Genomic DNA, 15689 nt, shown 5'->3' on the forward strand with positions numbered 1-15689 from the left:
CGCACGTGTTCTCGTAGTTTGGTGATGACTCACCACTGCTAATATCTACACGAACCGCTGATTTAGGCATCCTATGGGGTGGTTCGCTCCTACAGTCTCTCTCCGCTGTACGAGTCGCTGGAACGTATCTTTCGAAGGTAATTCGTGGGTCTAGTCTGATCGTTGTCGTTAACGAGAGTCCCCGACGGACCGGCCGTTTCTCCGGCCGCGCGACGCCCGCCCCGTCGGCCCTCAGTTCGGACGCACGGCGACCGTCAGGTCCGTCCGCGACCGCGGCGTGGCGATTCGGACGTCCACGAGGACGGCGACGACGGCCGTCTCGCCCGCGCGCTCTTGCACGACGACGCCGCCGTCGGCGACGCAGGTCCCGAACTCCCGATACGGACCGTTGGGGCAGTTCCTGAACGCCCAGGTCCCGGCCGCCGAGTCGTTCGTCGTCAGCGCGACGCCGCCGGGCCGCGCGCGTTCGACGTTCGCCAGCGCGGGGTCGAGCCGCGAGCGAAAGTCGGCGACTGCGGCGTCTCTCTCTGCCCAGTCGTACCGACCCGCGACGCCCGCGGTCGCAAGTTCGACCGCGTCCTCGGTCGTCTCGACGACGTCGTCCAGCGGCGGTGCCTCGGCAGTCTCGGTCGCGCCGGCGAACCCGAGTTGCGCGTGGACGACGAGGAGCGCGAGCAGGGCGACGACGACGACGGCCCCGGAGACGAGCACCAGTTGCCCGCGGTCGCCGGTCGGTGCGGCGGCGCGGTCGCCCGAACCGCGGCTGGGTCGGCTCACGGATACCACACCTCCAGCGTCGCGGTACAACGCGGGGCCACGGCGGTCGCGGTCCGCACTCGCGCGGTCTCCGGCGGCGGCCTGCCGACCGACCCGGCGTCGGTTCGAAGCGAGACGAACGCCCCGTCCGGGAGGCCCGCCGAGGCGGCCTCGTGAAGTCGCGTCGCACGGGCGTCGAAGTCGCTCGGCGAACTGCAGGCCGCGCCGAGAAGCGTTCCCGCCCCGGCCGCCGGGACCGACGCCACGAGCGACGCGGCGTCCGTCGCCTGCCGTGCCAGCGAGTCTGACTCGGGGGCCGCCGCGGGCGGTGCGAGCGCGAAGCCCGTCGTGACGGTGAGGACGAGTAGCGTGGCGACGGTCGCCTCGACGACCGTCAACGAGAGCTGTCCGCGGTCGGTCCGGCGGGTGGGGTCGGCGTCCGCGCGCTTCCGGGGCCGTCGTTGCGAGCGTTCCCCGCGCGGCTCACGCATCGACGGTCACCTCGATTCGCACGACCGACGAGTCGAACGCCGTCGCCGACACGTCGACGCTCCCGGACGGCTCGGAGCCGGCGGTCTCGACGCGAATCACGGGGTCGGAGCGGGACGGCACCCCGACGACGCGCCGCCCCTCGATTCCGGCCGGCCGGTGGAGGACGACTCTGTTTCCGACTCGAATCGTCTGTACCGTCGTGTTCGGGGCGGGGTCCACGTCGAGTCGGGTGCGGTTCGTCCGCCCGGTGAGCGTCGTGTTGGTCTCCGCGGAGAGGTTAATCGACCCGCGGACGCTCCGCCGGGTGACGGCGACAGCGCCGCGGCTGACCGTGGCGCCGCCCGACGGGTCGCCCCGCTCGGCGACCGTCCGGCCGTCGAGGCGCACCCGGAACGCGGCGTCGCGGAGCGGCGGGACGGCGGCGGCGAGCACGGTCGCGTTCGTGTCGTTGGCGAGCGTGAGGTCGACGGCGTCGCTCCCGTTGTCGGACCAGGTGATGGGCGAGTCCGTGAGGAGCGCCTCGGCGGCGCGCTCGGCGCGTTGCTGTTCGAGGGAGTCGCCGGTCGCGCCCGCGAGGGCTCGGTCGGCGGCGGCGACAGCTCCGACCGTGACCGCGGTCACGAGCACGAGCGCCACCGCGAGTCCGGCGAGCGTCGTCTGTGCCCGCGCCGAGTCGCGGCTACGCATCCGTCCTCCCGTTCGCGAGTTCGAGCGTCGTCCCGTCGTCGCCGACGGCGACGCGAACCACGCAGTCGTTGCCGCTGTCCCACTCGCCGGAGACGGTCACGGAGTCGGGGAGCGTCACCGGGAACCGCCGGTCGAACGCGTCGTTCGGGTGGTCGAGGACGAGCGCCGGCGCGCTCACGTTCGGGTCGGTCGCGAGCGTGGCGTTCGGGACGTACGCGATTCGGTAGGACTGCCCGCGAATCGCTCGGGGGAGGTCCGCGTCGGCCGCTCTGGTCCCGCGAACCGCCGACTCGGGGACGACGGCGGTCGTCTCGACTCGCTCCGTCGCCGCCGCGAGCGTCCTGTCGGCGAGTTCGTCGCCGACCGCGGCGCGGTGGTCGGGGACGACGCCGCCGAACAGCACGGTCGTCAACAGCCCGATGAACAGCACGGCGACCGCGGCTTCGAGCGCCTTCCCGACGACGGGAACCACGGCGCGCTCGGCGGCTCGAACGCTGGTCGCGGGCGACGACGGACCGGACACGTCGGACGCTGTCGGCCGCGGCTCGGGCGCGTCAGCCACGGTCGATCACCACCGAGACGTCGTACCGAGCGACCGTGAGCGTCCGCTCGTCGGGGACGTTGGCGACGACGCTCTCGGTGCCGTCGCCGTCGAAGTCGGTTCGAGTCGTGTTGAAACCGCGCCGTTCGAACGCACGCTCCCACGCCTCGGGGGTCGCCGTCTCGACGGCGACCGCGTAGCCGTCGGCCGGGCGGTCGGTCACGGTTCGCGTCGTTCGCGTTCGGAGCGCCGCGCCCGAGCCGAGGCCGCCGCCGTCGGTGGCGTCGGCGGTCAGGACGGGAAGCGCGAGAAACGCCGCGTCGCCGGCGACAGACAGGGGGACGGGCGTGACGAGCGAGGCCGCGTCGCCGGTGCCGCGGACGACCGCGCCGCCGACGAACGCGACCCGCCGGCCGCCGAGGTCGGCGACGTAGCCGTCGGCGTCGTAGGTCTCGGTCGGCCTCGTCTCCGAGACGACCCGGACCGTCCTGTTCACCCGCGAGAGGTCGCCGTCGGTGACGCGAACCGGATAGCTGTCGTTCGCGGCGGCGACGACGCCGTCCCGGAGCGACGAGAAGCCGTCCGCGGCGGCGTCGGCGTCCGCGGTCGCTATCTGGGCGTCCACGAGCCCGCCGACGCTGGCGGTCAGGAGACCGATGGCGACGACGCCGACGCCGAGCAGGAGCGCGACGCCGACGACGTTCGCCTGCCCGCGGTTCGCGCTCATATCAGTCCCACCCCGGCGTAGACGAGGTAGCACGCGACGACGAGCGCGCCCGAGTGGAGGAGCGCCTCGTAGCGCCCCCGACTCGCCGTGCCGGCGAACCAGCCGGAGGCGAGCATCGTCGCCTGCGTGACGACGTACAGCTGGTAGCGGTCGCGGTCGAGGTCCACCGCGCCGGCGTTGATGGCGAACGACCCGCCGGTCGAGAGCGTCGAAAGCTGGGCGAAGCCGTCGAAGACGTGGACGTTGACGGCGACGGTGATGCCGACGACGAGGAGCGCGGTCGTCCAGCCGACCGCGACGTAGACGAGTAGTCCCGACCGGAGCGCACGCTTTTCGTGGTAGAGGCGGCCGATTTCGGTCTGGAGCGTGTCGAAGACGGTCCCGGTGTCGCTCCCGCCGTCGAGCGCGCCGACGACGAGGCCGATGGTCTGTTCGGCCATGGGCGTCCCGACGCGGTCGACGAACCGGGCCAACGCGGCCGTCCGGAGGTTCACGTCGGTGCCGGAGCTCGGCGCGGTAAACCGGAGGTTGAGCGCGAGGTCGGCCACGTCCGAGTCGAGCGGGCCGAGGTCCACGTCGCGGCCGACGCGCTCGACGGCGTCCCCGAAGGGTCGCCCGAGGCTGACGTGGCCGGAGACGGCGTGGACGAAGTCCTTCAGTTCGCGGTCCTTCGCGTCGTCGAGGCGGGCGCGGCGGACGCCGACGAGCCCGACCGGGACCGCGTAGGCGACGTAGCCGGCGAGCGCGACGCCGACGGCGTCGGAGCCGACGAGCGCCGCGATACCGGCGCAGACGACCGCGGGCAAGCCGAAGACGACGGCCGCGCTGGCCGGGTTCGACAGTGCCGATTCGAGGACGCTGAGCGCGTCTCCCGGGCGGTCGTACTCGACGGACTGGTCCGGCGGGCGGAGGCCGGCGACGAGCACGCTCGCGCCGAGGCCGACGCCGACGATGAACGCGGCGCTCGCGTAGACGACGACGCCGCGGGTGGTCGTCTGTCCGAGCGGCGTGACCACGGGCGCGGAGAGTCCGGGCGCGATGACGCTCATCACGGTGAGGACGATGACGAGCAACGACGGGAGCACGAGGAGCACGATGAACAGCTCGGCGAGCAGTTCGAGGAAGCCCTCGGCGCGCTCGCGGGCGCGGTCCTGCCGGTGGCCGAGCATCCGGCTCTCCATCCGCAGGTAGTTCCGGAGCGCGTCGTCGCCCTGTCCGGCGTGCTCGCGGAACTTCAGGAGGAACGGCGAGAGCATCCCCTCGGAGGGCGTGTCGCGGGCGACCCGCCGCAGGCCCTCGTTGACGTTGCCGGTCAGCGAGGCGGTGTTGAGGACGCCCCGGAAGGCGACCGCCGTCTCGCCGTAGGCGTCGGTCTCGGCGACGCGCCGGAGCATCTCGCGGGGGCCGTCGCTCCCCGACGAGAGGACGTGCAGGTAGCGGACCGCGCCGGGCAGGGTCCGCTCGATGTTCTCTCGCCGGGCGGTCGCCCGCCAGCCGAGGTACCGGCCGGCGACGGCGAGGGCGGCCTGCCGGGTCGCCACCGCGACCGCGAGGGCGACCGCCCCGGCCACGGGAAGCCGCGGGACGACGGGTATCGGAACGTGTTCGAAGAGCGGGAGCGCCGAGCGGAGCACGGAGAGCGCGGCGTCGGCCGCCGAGTCGGGAACCGCGAGCGCGACGAGCGCCGTCGGCAACGCGACGAACAGGCCGGTCGCCCACGCGAGGCCGTAGGCGCGGGCGAGGTAGAGGTCGAAGCTCATCCGCAGGTCGGTGCCGCGGTAGCGGCGGCGGTCGCGGTCGTGTCTGGCGGCGTCGACGTGGCGGGCGAAAAGCGCGTACAGCGCCCTGTCGAGGACCGAAAGCGAGCGGACGCGGCCCACCCGTCGCTCGCCGCGGCCGGCGTCGAACTCGGTCACGTGTCGGCCTCGTCGCCGCGGTCGCGGCCGTGGACGCCGTCGTCGGCCCCGTCGCGGGCGGCGCTGTCGCCGTCGGACGCCTGCTCGGCCATCCGGCGGCGGACCCGCTCGACCGTCGCGGCCTCGTCGGTTCGGAGGTCCGAGAGGAAGCCGAACAGGCGGTCCACGTCGGTCACCTGCTCGCGGACGAGATACTCCACGTAGCGGTGCTTCCGGTGGAACTCGCGCTCGACGGCCTCCACGTCGCGGTCGGTCGCCTCGGCGATGCGGTGGAACAGCCGGACGCCGACGCGCCGGCGGTCGTCGCCCAACTGCGGGTGCTCATACGAGAGGTCGAACGAGCCGTCGGGCGTCCGCCGGGCGACCGTGTTCCAGTGGAGCGTGCGCCCGTCTTTCTCGATGACGCCGCGTCGGCCCCACGTCTCGTCGTACTCGGACTCGGGGACGAGTTCGACCACCTCCGAGACGTAGCGTTCGCCGTCGACCTTGTGCGGGAAGACGACGAGGTCGAGTTCGCGGAGGAGGTACGGCGGCAGTCCCTGTTCGATGACGCGGTTGACGAGCGTCTCGATGTCGGCGGCGTGGGTCGTGCCGATGACGCCGTGGCCGGTGTTGAGCGTCTCCGCGAAGGTGGCGAACGACTCGGGCGTGTTGATTTCGGCGATGACCTCCACGTCGGGGTTGAGGTAGTTCGCTTCCGTCATCAGGTCGGCCATCGTGACGCGCTTGAACTCGGACTCGTGGTCGCGCGTGGTCAGGGAGACGCCCGTCTCGTGGGGGAGATGCACCTCGCGGGACCCCTCGTCGATGCTGATGGGCCGGTGGTCGTAGGGGACGAACGGCATGCAGGCGTTCATCAGGGTGGTCTTCCCGACGCCGGTCGCGCCCGAAAAGAGGACGACGCGGTGGTGTTCGTAGCAGAGCCACAGCAGGGTGACGAGCTCGGTCGACAGCGACCCGCTTTCGACGAGGTCGACCGGCGTGAGCACGTCGCCGGTCTGTTTGCGAATCGAGACGTGTGGCCCGCCCTCGGAGATGACGGGGAGGGCGACGGCGCACCGAATCGTCTCGTCTGTGGCGGCCGACTCTGGGTCGCCGCCGACAGCGCCGGGCCGGAGGTTCACCTTCGCGCTCGGGTTCGAGGCGTTCAGTTCCACGCCGTCGGCCGCGGCGAGCTGGGTGACGACGTTCGTGAACTCGGTTTCGTCCTCGAAGACGAGGTTCGTCGGCACCCGCAGGCCGCCGCGGCCGGTGACGCCGGCCCGCGGGATGACTTTCACCCGCTCGCCGACGCGGTTCGCCTCCACGTCTTCGAGGTGGGGGTCGCGGATGGGAACGGTGAGGACGCCCTCGCCGACGTAGTCGCGGAGGACGTAGTAGACGAGGTCGTCGAGTCGGTCCTCGGCGAACCGGCGGTCGACCGGCGGGAGCGCGAGGCCGTACTCAGAGAGGGCGGCGCGGGCGCGGAACCTCGTGGCGTCGACCCACGCCCGGGTGTTGCGGGCGGTGAGCCGCCGCGAGAGGAACTCGCGGGCGCGGTCGCGGACGAACTCGATGCGGTCGGCGACCACGTCGTCGACGTTCGCGTCCCAGATTCGCTCTTTGCACTCCTCGATGAGTTCGGCGTCGCCGGGGACGAGGTCCGGTTCGAGGACGGCGTACTTCGTGGCGAAGCGGTCGTCGCCGAGGAGTCGGTCGCGGTAGACCACCACGTCCACGTCGTAGCCGGCGAAGGGGACGGTGTAGTTGGCGACCCGCTCGGCGGCGATGCGGTCGGCGAACGGCACGTCTGAGTCGAACGCGGTCGTCGCCGGCGCGAAGTCTTCGGTGTGGACGACGAGTCGCTCGGAGCCGTCGCCGCGGCCGGCGTCGACGACCTCGATTCGCTCGTCGAGCGCCAGCGGCGTGACTTCCCCGAGGAGCCGCAGTTCGGACAGCGCGTGGCGTTCGACGCGCCTGCGAGCGGTCGGCGTCAGGTCGAGCAGTCGGTCGAAGAGGCGGCGGTACTTCGGCGAGAGGCCGGTCTCTGCGCGGGTGACGGTCCCCTCGCGGGTGAGCGGTCGACGGCGGACGACCGTCGAGAAGTGGTCGCGGACGGTCTCCAGCGCCTCGGTCTCGCGCGCGCCGAGCGTCGCCTCTCGGACCGCGTAGTCGAAGCCGTGGTCCGCGTCGCTGATGGTGACCACGGTGTCGGGGGCGACTTCGTACTGCGAGCGGACGGTCGGCGCGTACCACGCGCGCGGGTCGTCCGGGGGAACCGGTGCCGGGACTGCACCCGTCGCCGCGGGGGTGGAGGGCGCTCCGAATTCGAGGGTCGGAGTCGACGGCCCCGCCCCATCGTTATCGCCTTGCGTAGGCATATACCGTGGTTTGCCGAGCGTTCATATTTAAGAATTTACCGCGTCGTGTTGCCGAGATGAGCGATTCTGTAACCGCTGAATTCTGGCGTACTGAGGCATATATTTCTAACATAGAGTTAACGACATTTCGGAAGTTGTTACCATATTGAACTATATTCGCGGCTTCGGTTATCAAAACTGGAACCGGACGAGCGTTCGATCGGGGGCGCTCTCGGTTCGCGTCACTCGGCCCGCACCGCCTGAATCCGAAGCACCACCTCGGTCCCGTCCACCTCGCGGCGGTGGTACACAACTGTGCCGCCGAGCTGGTCGATACCCCACTTCACCAGCCAGAGGCCGAGACCGCTCGCGTGTCTGAGTTGCGTCTCGCCGTGGGCGTTGATGGCGGCGAGTTCGCTCGCGTTGATGCCGGGCCCGTTGTCCTCGATTCGAATCACGAGTTCGTCGTCCTCCCAGCTCGCCGTCACGGAGACGACCGGCGTCGACGACCCGTTGTGCTCGACGCCGTTTTCGACGAGTTCCCGGACGATGGGTTCGAGCGTGGGCGCACAGACCACGTCGTTGTCGGGGAGTTCGAGGAGCCGGACGTTCGCGCAGGCGAAGTCGGTGCGGACGGCGTCCGCGGCGGCGCGTATCTGGACGGCGGCGGGGTGGAGTCGAGCGTCGCCGTTCCCGTCACTGCCGCGGGTCGCGCCGAGCTTTCGCGCCTTCTGGCTGATGTTGACGAGCGTCTGCGCGTGGTCTTGGAGCGTCTGCGCGTGGTCCCGCGCGTCGTCGAACTCGCCGCCGTCGATGTCGTCCAAGACGAGGTTGGCGTAGCCTTCGAGGAGGTTCGCCTCGGTCCGGAGGTTGTGGCGGAGGACGCGGTTCATCACTTCGAGTTGCTGGAGGTTCAGCCGGCGGTCGGTCACGTCGCGGAAGACGAGCGCGTGGCCGATATCGCGGCCGTGATGGTCGCAGAAGGAGCTCGTCCGGAGTTCGAAGTACCGCTGGCTCGACCCGAGTCTGACCGTGACCTGGTCTGTGTCCCGCTGGTCGGGCGAGAACTCCTCGACGACGTCCCCGACGGGACGGCCCTTGAGCTCGGCGGGGGTATCGTTCAGAACCTGCGCGGCCGCCCGGTTGACGTCGGTGACGCGCCATTTGGTGTCGGTGACGACCACCGCGTCGGCCATCGTCTCGACGACGCGGTCGCGGGCGACCCACCGCGGGACCGGCCGGGATTCGAGGAGTTCGTAGCGGCTGATGGCGACGGTGCAGGCGAGCCCCGCGAACGCGAACGCCGCGGGAGTCATGTCGATCGCCGCGCCGTAGAGTTCGAGGAGGGTCGTCGCGAAGTTCCCGAGCACGGGCATCAGCGTCCCGAGGATGAGGGTCGTCGCCTGCAAGCGGTAGATGTTCGGCATGTCGAGCGCCGTCCGGAAGATGACGATTGCGCCGGCGAGCCACAGCAGGTAGCTGTATCCCAGTACGATCCAGTACAGCGGCCCCCACTCCGTCTGGAGGACGGTGATGGTCCGTCCCACGGCGGGAACGACGCTGACCGAGGTCCACATCATGTGGTGTGCGGAGTTGGTCCAGACGGCGAGGAGGCCGACCGCCGGGAGCAACGAGAGGACGCAAAGCGACGGCGGCGAGGTAAAGCGGTCTCGGCCGGCGTAGGAGAACGCGAAGAAGAACCAGGCGATGGGGGCCGCGAGGACGCCGACCCACTGCAGATCGGCGAGCGTGAGCTTGAGCGCCACGTCCGAGACGACGAGTTCGAGGAGATAGCCCGACGACCACCAGCCGCTGGCGAGCGCGAGGACGGCCAACCCGCTGGCTCCGGGCATCGCCCGCCGCCGCCACGCGAACAGGGCGACGTAGCCGCTTACGACCCCGGTGGTGACCATCAACCCGACGACGACGACCACGAGGGGAGTCGGCTGTGTGAGGAGTTGGGAACTCACCGTTCCCCCGAACACCAACTGGCCGATGGTTCCCCACTCGTGGTTCGGAGTCACTACAGTGGTAATTCACACGGTGTAACAAAAGAGTATTCGAGAATCTGCGGTGGCTGTCTCGACGCGGACCGGCGCCGCGTCGGTCCAGCGTCTCGGCTCTGGTCGACGCGTCACCCGAGCGTCCCGCCGGTTCCGGCGACCGCGGCGACGACCGCGATGCCGACGGCCATCAGCACGCCCTCGGCGTCGCGGAGCGTACAGAGCCGCTCGACCGACCGGTCCGTCCCGGTGAGCGCGTAGGTGATCCACGTCGAGTAGGCGACCGCGGGCAAGAGCGCGACCGGGGCCCACGCGGGAACCACGCCGGCGCGCGCCGCGGCCCACACGAGTCCGACGGAGACCAGTTCCAGTGCGTAGAGGCTCAGTTGCGTGCGGCGGACGCCGATGACCGTCGGCAGGGTTTCGACGCCGTTTCGCGCGTCGCCCGACACGTCACGGACGTTGTGCACCTCGACCGAGATGGCCGAGCGAAGGAAGAACCAGACCGCCGCGACAGTCGCGCCGGCGGCGTATTCGGACGTCGTCGCGGCGACCGCGAGCGGGGCGAACCCGACGAGGACCGCCCACGCGAGCGACACCGAGGCGGTGTTGACGAGGAAGATGTCTTTGAGCCGGTCGACGGACGGAAGCGGGACGAGCGGGGCGCTGTAGAACACCGCGACGACGCCCGGGAACAGCGTCAGCCCGAGGCCGTAGACGCCGCCGTGCCGGACGGCGAGCCAGAGCGCGCCGACGATTGCGAGCGCGGAGAAGCCGGCGTACAGCCGCGGGTGGGCGGCGACGAACGCGGTCCGCTCCGCGTAGTTCTCCTCGTCGGCGTCGAGGTCCGCGAGCTTGTCGAAGTTGTAGATGCCGACGGTGATGAGAAAGCCGACGGCGAGGGCGACGTTCGGTCCGATACCGGCGAGCGAGGACGCGACGAACACTTCGGCGATGGTCGACGCGCCGAGGAACACTGAACTGTGGACGACCGCACCGTACAGGCGGGGTGGAACGATTTGCATCACACCTTCGAATCGTATCGCCGGCAAATTAGTTGTGAGGCGGACAACAGTTCTTCCCGGTCGAACAGTTTTCTCCAGTTGTCCGCTTCGCGCTCGCGGACGAACGTGTTCGGGGCCGCGCTCATTCCCCCTCGGCGCGTACGAGGACGCATGAAGACGCCGACAGCCGGGCGGGCGGAGACGACGGCGACGGGAGAGACGGCGGCGACAGCCGAGCGAGTGGAGACGACCGTCGAGGTCAAACTGACCGGCCACGTCAGGTCGGCCGCGGGCACCCACCGGACGGAGTTCACCTTCGAGGGCGAGACGCTCCGGTCGTTCCTCGAGGCGTTCTTCGCGGCGTACGACGTGCGCGACCTCGTCATCGCCGAGCGCGAGGCGGACGCGACGACGCGGGGGTGGGCGCGAGTGGAGCGCCCGCCGGGGACGTGGCGGAAGAACCCCGAAGGGGAGCAGACGCGGCCCTACGCTCGCGTGCTCGTCAACGGCGTGTTCAACGAGAACCTCGACGGCTTCGACACGCGACTTGAAGACGGCGACCGCGTCGCGCTGATGAAGCCGTTTCTGTTCTGCCTGTGAGCGGGGTCGCGGAGGGGGTCAACTCGGGCGCGGCCGCGAGTCGTCCGCGACGCTTGACAGCCGCAGGACTGACGTCCCCGGCCGACAGATAGCCGGTATGTCATCGCCCTCCACGGACGACTCGACTCGCGAACGCGGCCCGGACGAGGCGTTCTGCCGCGACTGCGGCGCGGTCATCGACGCGCGCGCCGAAATCTGCCCCGAGTGCGGGGTCCGCCAGCGCGACCCGCCGAAGTCGTCGGTCGACTCGGCGCTCGACGACCTGTTCGACGGCGGCAACCCCTTCGTCGCGGCGGTGCTGTCGGCGATATTCCCCGGCCTCGGACAGCTGTACAACCGCGAGCTCGAACGCGGCCTCGTCTTCGCGGTCGGCTTTATCGTCGCGTCCGTCTCGGTGATGGTCCTCATCGGCTTCCTCCTCGCGCCCGCGGTGTGGCTCTACGCGGTGTACGACGCCTACACGCGGGCCGAACTCCGGGCCGAGGAGTTGCGGCGGGAGTCGGAGGGGGACCGCGAGACGGAGATTTCGGTGAGCGAGGCGGCGAACGACGAGCGCGAGGAGTAGACGCGGGACCGCTGTCGAGCCCGTCGCCGTCGAGGTATCGGTTTCGAGCGTCTGCGGCGACGGTTGGACGCGATGAAGTCGCAGTTTCACCGGCTGAGATGCCGCTCAGCGGGTAACTAAGACGATACCGAGAACCGCGAACGCGATGCCCGTGAGTTTCGTCAGTGTGAGGTTCTCGCCGAGAACGACGATTCCGATGACGGCCGCGACGACGAAGTACATGGCTCCGAGGGTCGAGACGACGGTCGTCGAGCCGTGGGTGAACCCGATGTACATCGAGATGAGGCCGATTCCGGTGAACAGCCCGGCCACCCCGGCGAGCAGTCCGCCCCTCGCCGTCACTGCGAGCGACGCGTCCGAAACGACGATGAAGCCGAACGCGAGAAGCGCCGCGACGAGATACGAGATGGCGGCGGCGGTCCGCGGGTCCATGGACTCGGAGGCGGCGTTGCCCACGACTATCCAAATCCCCCACGTCACCATCGTAATCAGGCCGAACAAGACGGCCGAGTCCACCTCAGCGAATCCCATCGGTGACGCCTCGCGTCGCTATTCAAAAGAAACCGGACCTCCATTATCATCGGTGTATATACGGGGCGGCTACCTGCGTGTGGGACTCGGTTCGGCGAGCCGACGACTACGCGAACTCGTCCGAGAGGTCGGCGTCCCAGTCCGGCGGGAGGAGCGGGTCGGGGTCCTCGTGGACGAACTCGACGCCCTTGTCGGGGTCGAGCGGGTGGACCTTCGTCCGCATCGTCTCGCCCGCGTCGAGGAGCGAGAACATGCGTTCGGACTCCGCGAGCCGGTAGTACAAGGGGAGACAGACGGCGACTTCGTCGTCGGTGGCGCGGACGACGAGCGCGAGGTAGACGAGACCGCCGGAGACCGCGCGGAACGCCTCGTACTCGTCGAACGTCGCGCCCTCGACGGCGGCTTCGAGGTCGGGGTAGACGTCGTCGCCGACGACCACGTCGAGACCGACGTGTTCGACCACTTCGTCACCCGTGCCGGGGACCGGAACCACGTCCCCCGGGAGGGCGACGACGACGGTCCAGTCTCGCTCCCGATAGTCGTCGGCGAGCGACTCGCACTCTGCGACCACCGTCTCCCACGTGCCCGACTCGTCCGAGAGCGGATGTTCTTCCATGCGGCATGGTGTCGGAGTCCGCTACCTAAACTTTGGCTTCTCTCGCCGCTGTCGCTCGCGTTCGCGCGTCACGCGGGAGATTGCGGTTCTCCTGCGACTTGTCAACAACCGCCCATCAACTGGCAAAAATTGAAAAGGTATTTCACTCCATGCAGGTCATTCCCATTCAATGAGGAATCTACTCTCTCTTTCGGACCTCCGAACACAGTTCTCGACCGGCCGGGGTCGAGTCAAGGCCGTCGACGGTCTCGACCTCACGGTCGGCGAGGGCGAGACGGTCGGACTGGTCGGCGAGTCGGGGTCCGGAAAGAGCGTGACGGCGCTGTCGGCGATGGGGCTCGTCGACGACCCCGGCGAAATCGTCTCGGGCTCGGTCGAACTCGAAAGCGCCCGGCTCGCAGACGAGTTCCGCGCGGAGTACAACAACCCCGCCTTCGTCGACGGCGACGTGGTCAACCTCGTCGACGCGCCCGAAGAGGCGCTTCGGGCCGTCCGCGGGCGCGAACTCGGGATGATTTTCCAGGACCCGATGACCTCGCTGAACCCCTCGCTGACGGTCGGCGAGCAGGTCGCAGAGAGCCTCCGACTCCACCAGTACGGCGGCCGCCGCAAGGACTCGTGGTTCAACGCGGTCCGCGAACTGCTCCCCCGCATCAGCCGCGACATCGACGACGAAATCGTCGAGCGGACCATCGAGGTGCTCGAATCGGTCGGCATTCCCGAACCCGGCGCGCGGGTCGACGAGTTCCCCCACGAGTTCTCCGGCGGAATGCGCCAGCGCGTCCTCATCGCCATCGCGCTCGCCTGCCAACCGCGCGTGCTCGTCGCCGACGAACCCACGACGGCGCTCGACGTGACTATTCAGGCGCAGATTCTCGACCTCATCGACGACCTGCAGGAGGACCTCGGCATGTCGGTGCTCATGATCACCCACGACCTCGGCGTCGTCGCCGAGACCTGCGACCGGGTCGCGGTCATGTACGCCGGCGAAATCGTCGAGGAGGGGCCGGTCGAGGAGATTTTCCACAACCCCTCGCACCCCTACACGTACACGCTCCTCGAATCGCTCCCGAGCGAGGAAAAAGAGCGCCTGACGCCCATCGAGGGCAACGTGCCGGACCTCATCGACATGCCCGAGGGCTGTCACTTCGCGCCCCGATGCCCGTGGGCCAAGCCGGAGTGTACCTCCGGTGAGATACCGTACAAGCAACACGGCGGCGACGCGGTCGACCACCGTTCGAAGTGCGTCCTCGACGACTTCGACACCAGCGAGTACGGCGGCGACGCCATCGAGTCGTCGACGGGCACCGAGCCGACCGACAGGCCGCTTCTCGAAGTCGACGGCATGCAGAAGTACTACGAGCAGGCCGACGGCATCCTCGACCGGTTCCTCGGGGCCGACGACCGGAGCGTGAAGGCGGTCGACGGCATCGACTTCACCGTCTACGAGGGCGAGACGCTGGGACTGGTCGGCGAGTCGGGCTGTGGGAAGTCCACCGCCGGGCGGAGCCTCCTGCATCTGACGCCGCCGACCGGCGGGCGCGTCGTCTTCTCGGGGACTGACCTCTCGGACCTCGACAGCGACGAACTCCGGGCGATGCGCCGCGACATGCAGATGATTTTCCAGGACCCGATGTCGTCGCTCGACCCCCGGATGACCGTCGGCCAGACCATCCGAGAGCCGCTCGACGTCCACGACCTCCCGGTGTCCGACCCGGACGTGCGCGGCGAGGTCGACGTGACCGTGACCGGCATCGACGCCGGGCGCGTCTCGGTCACCGCGAGCGACGAAATCGACGCCATCGTCGGCTCCTCGAACGGCGTCGCAACCGCCACCGTGACCGTGACCGTCGCCGACGGCGAGGTCGACGTGGCCGTCGAAGAGCGCCTCCGCGCCGAGGTCGAAGTCGAGCGCGAGGGAGACGCCGTCTCGGGCGTCACCGTCCGCGTCACGCCGGGCGACTCCACGAGCGAGCGCCGCCGTCGCCGGGTCCACCAACTGCTCGACGCGGTCGGCCTCGAAGTCGGCCAGTACGACCGCTACCCGCACGAACTCTCCGGCGGCCAGCGCCAGCGCGTCGGCATCGCCCGCGCGCTCGCGGTCGACCCGGACTTCATCGTCGCCGACGAGCCCGTCTCCGCGCTCGACGTGTCCGTGCAGGCGCAGATTCTCAACCTGCTCGAAGACCTCCAGGAGCGCTTCGGGCTGACGTACCTGTTCATCGCTCACGACCTCTCCGTGGTTCGCCACATCTCCGACCGCGTCGCCGTGATGTACCTCGGCGAAATCGTCGAGGTTGCGGAGACCGACGAGCTGTTCGACGACCCGAGACACCCCTACACGCAGGCGTTGCTGTCGGCGATTCCGGAGCCCGACCCGGCCGCCGAGACCGGCGACCGCATCATCCTCGAAGGCGACGTGCCGAGCCCCATCAACCCGCCGTCGGGCTGTCACTTCCGGACGCGGTGTCCGCAGGTCATCCCGCCGGCGGACCTCGACATCGAGCAGGCGGCCTACCGCGAGGTGATGGACCTCCGCCAGCGCGTCGAACGCGAGGCGCTGGACGTCGAGAGCGCCCGCGACGCGGCGCTCGATGCGGGCGACCCGAGCGCCGAGGCGACGGTGAGCGCCGACGGCGGCACCGCCGACGCCGGCGCCGTCGTGGACGAGCTCCGCGAGTCGCATCTGTCGCATTCGCTGTCGCCCGAACTCCGGGGCGTCGTCGACCGCGCGCTCGAACGCGTCGTCGCCGACGACTGGGAAGAAGCGGCCGAGATTCTCCGCGAGCGGTTCGAGAGCGTCTGCGAGCGGGACGCGCCCACGCTGGGTGAACAGACGCATCCCGCGGCGTGTCACCTCGTCGACGAATAGGCGGCGAGCCGGCCCCAATACGGGGTCTCGTCACCTGTCA

At 69.8% G+C, this 15689-nt stretch carries 14 protein-coding genes; 3 read left to right on the top strand and 11 right to left on the bottom strand.

Features of this window, described 5'->3' with window-relative positions:
- Positions 1-231 precede the first annotated feature (231 nt).
- From IEV64_RS08055 to IEV64_RS08095, 9 genes are all read right to left on the bottom strand, one after another.
- On the bottom strand, positions 232-777 hold the full coding sequence (locus tag IEV64_RS08055; protein WP_188423588.1) for a DUF7261 family protein: 546 nt from the start codon (positions 775-777) through the stop codon (positions 232-234).
- Positions 774-1247 (bottom strand): DUF7262 family protein, encoded by a 474-nt coding sequence (locus tag IEV64_RS08060; RefSeq protein WP_188423589.1) that lies wholly within the window; start codon positions 1245-1247, stop codon positions 774-776. The genes IEV64_RS08055 and IEV64_RS08060 overlap by 4 nt, the downstream gene beginning before the upstream one ends.
- Complete coding sequence (locus IEV64_RS08065) at positions 1240-1935, bottom strand: DUF7263 family protein (protein ID WP_188423590.1); 696 nt, start codon at positions 1933-1935, stop codon at positions 1240-1242. The genes IEV64_RS08060 and IEV64_RS08065 overlap by 8 nt, the downstream gene beginning before the upstream one ends.
- The gene (locus tag IEV64_RS08070; RefSeq protein WP_188423591.1) at positions 1928-2497 is read right to left on the bottom strand and encodes a DUF7266 family protein; all 570 of its coding nucleotides are present in this window, start codon (positions 2495-2497) and stop codon (positions 1928-1930) included. Before IEV64_RS08070 ends, IEV64_RS08065 begins: the two co-directional genes overlap by 8 nt.
- Positions 2490-3203 carry a DUF7289 family protein gene (locus IEV64_RS08075; RefSeq protein WP_188423592.1) on the bottom strand — a complete coding sequence of 238 codons (714 nt, stop codon included), beginning with the start codon at positions 3201-3203 and terminating at the stop codon, positions 2490-2492. Before IEV64_RS08075 ends, IEV64_RS08070 begins: the two co-directional genes overlap by 8 nt.
- Positions 3200-5119, bottom strand: coding sequence for a type II secretion system F family protein (locus IEV64_RS08080; RefSeq protein WP_188423593.1), 1920 nt, complete (start codon positions 5117-5119; stop codon positions 3200-3202). The genes IEV64_RS08075 and IEV64_RS08080 overlap by 4 nt, the downstream gene beginning before the upstream one ends.
- The gene (locus IEV64_RS08085) at positions 5116-7479 is read right to left on the bottom strand and encodes a type II/IV secretion system ATPase subunit (protein ID WP_188423594.1); all 2364 of its coding nucleotides are present in this window, start codon (positions 7477-7479) and stop codon (positions 5116-5118) included. Before IEV64_RS08085 ends, IEV64_RS08080 begins: the two co-directional genes overlap by 4 nt.
- A gap of 221 nt (positions 7480-7700) precedes the next feature.
- Positions 7701-9482, bottom strand: a complete 1782-nt coding sequence (locus tag IEV64_RS08090) for a histidine kinase N-terminal 7TM domain-containing protein (RefSeq protein ID WP_188423595.1) — start codon at positions 9480-9482, stop codon at positions 7701-7703.
- 110 nt (positions 9483-9592) lie between these two features.
- Positions 9593-10486 carry a UbiA family prenyltransferase gene (locus IEV64_RS08095; RefSeq protein ID WP_007275773.1) on the bottom strand — a complete coding sequence of 298 codons (894 nt, stop codon included), beginning with the start codon at positions 10484-10486 and terminating at the stop codon, positions 9593-9595.
- Between the two features lie 150 nt (positions 10487-10636).
- On the opposite strand from IEV64_RS08095, the gene IEV64_RS08100 reads away from it, so the two are divergent.
- Positions 10637-11065 (top strand): MoaD/ThiS family protein, encoded by a 429-nt coding sequence (locus IEV64_RS08100; RefSeq protein WP_007275772.1) that lies wholly within the window; start codon positions 10637-10639, stop codon positions 11063-11065.
- 97 nt (positions 11066-11162) lie between these two features.
- On the top strand, positions 11163-11630 hold the full coding sequence (locus IEV64_RS08105; protein ID WP_188423596.1) for a zinc ribbon domain-containing protein: 468 nt from the start codon (positions 11163-11165) through the stop codon (positions 11628-11630).
- Between the two features lie 105 nt (positions 11631-11735).
- On the opposite strand, the gene IEV64_RS08110 is transcribed toward IEV64_RS08105, so the two are convergent.
- Together IEV64_RS08110 and IEV64_RS08115 are read right to left on the bottom strand one after the other, a co-directional pair.
- Positions 11736-12161, bottom strand: coding sequence for an EamA family transporter (locus IEV64_RS08110; RefSeq protein ID WP_007275770.1), 426 nt, complete (start codon positions 12159-12161; stop codon positions 11736-11738).
- 106 nt (positions 12162-12267) lie between these two features.
- The gene (locus tag IEV64_RS08115; RefSeq protein WP_004970264.1) at positions 12268-12777 is read right to left on the bottom strand and encodes a DUF7529 family protein; all 510 of its coding nucleotides are present in this window, start codon (positions 12775-12777) and stop codon (positions 12268-12270) included.
- Positions 12778-12946: 169 nt separating this feature from the next.
- Here IEV64_RS08115 and IEV64_RS08120 point away from each other — a divergent pair, with 169 nt between their 5' ends.
- A complete protein-coding gene (locus IEV64_RS08120; RefSeq protein ID WP_188423597.1) occupies positions 12947-15649 on the top strand; it encodes an ABC transporter ATP-binding protein in 2703 nt (900 codons plus the stop codon).
- Positions 15650-15689: the final 40 nt, after the last annotated feature.

Source organism: Haloferax sulfurifontis, assembly GCF_014635105.1.
Classification (GTDB): Archaea; Halobacteriota; Halobacteria; order Halobacteriales; family Haloferacaceae; genus Haloferax; species Haloferax denitrificans.

Excerpts from the sequence above, each read along its gene's own strand:
- IEV64_RS08060 (WP_188423589.1), bottom strand. The coding sequence starts at position 1,247 with ATGCGTGAGCCGCGCGGGGAACGCTCGCAACGACGGCCCCGGAAGCGC.
- IEV64_RS08065 (WP_188423590.1), bottom strand. The coding sequence starts at position 1,935 with ATGCGTAGCCGCGACTCGGCGCGGGCACAGACGACGCTCGCCGGACTC.
- IEV64_RS08075 (WP_188423592.1), bottom strand. The coding sequence starts at position 3,203 with ATGAGCGCGAACCGCGGGCAGGCGAACGTCGTCGGCGTCGCGCTCCTG.
- IEV64_RS08085 (WP_188423594.1), bottom strand. The coding sequence starts at position 7,479 with ATGCCTACGCAAGGCGATAACGATGGGGCGGGGCCGTCGACTCCGACC.
- IEV64_RS08095 (WP_007275773.1), bottom strand. The coding sequence starts at position 10,486 with ATGCAAATCGTTCCACCCCGCCTGTACGGTGCGGTCGTCCACAGTTCA.
- IEV64_RS08100 (WP_007275772.1), top strand. The coding sequence starts at position 10,637 with ATGAAGACGCCGACAGCCGGGCGGGCGGAGACGACGGCGACGGGAGAG.
- IEV64_RS08105 (WP_188423596.1), top strand. The coding sequence starts at position 11,163 with ATGTCATCGCCCTCCACGGACGACTCGACTCGCGAACGCGGCCCGGAC.
- IEV64_RS08110 (WP_007275770.1), bottom strand. The coding sequence starts at position 12,161 with ATGGGATTCGCTGAGGTGGACTCGGCCGTCTTGTTCGGCCTGATTACG.
- IEV64_RS08115 (WP_004970264.1), bottom strand. The coding sequence starts at position 12,777 with ATGGAAGAACATCCGCTCTCGGACGAGTCGGGCACGTGGGAGACGGTG.
- IEV64_RS08120 (WP_188423597.1), top strand. The coding sequence starts at position 12,947 with ATGAGGAATCTACTCTCTCTTTCGGACCTCCGAACACAGTTCTCGACC.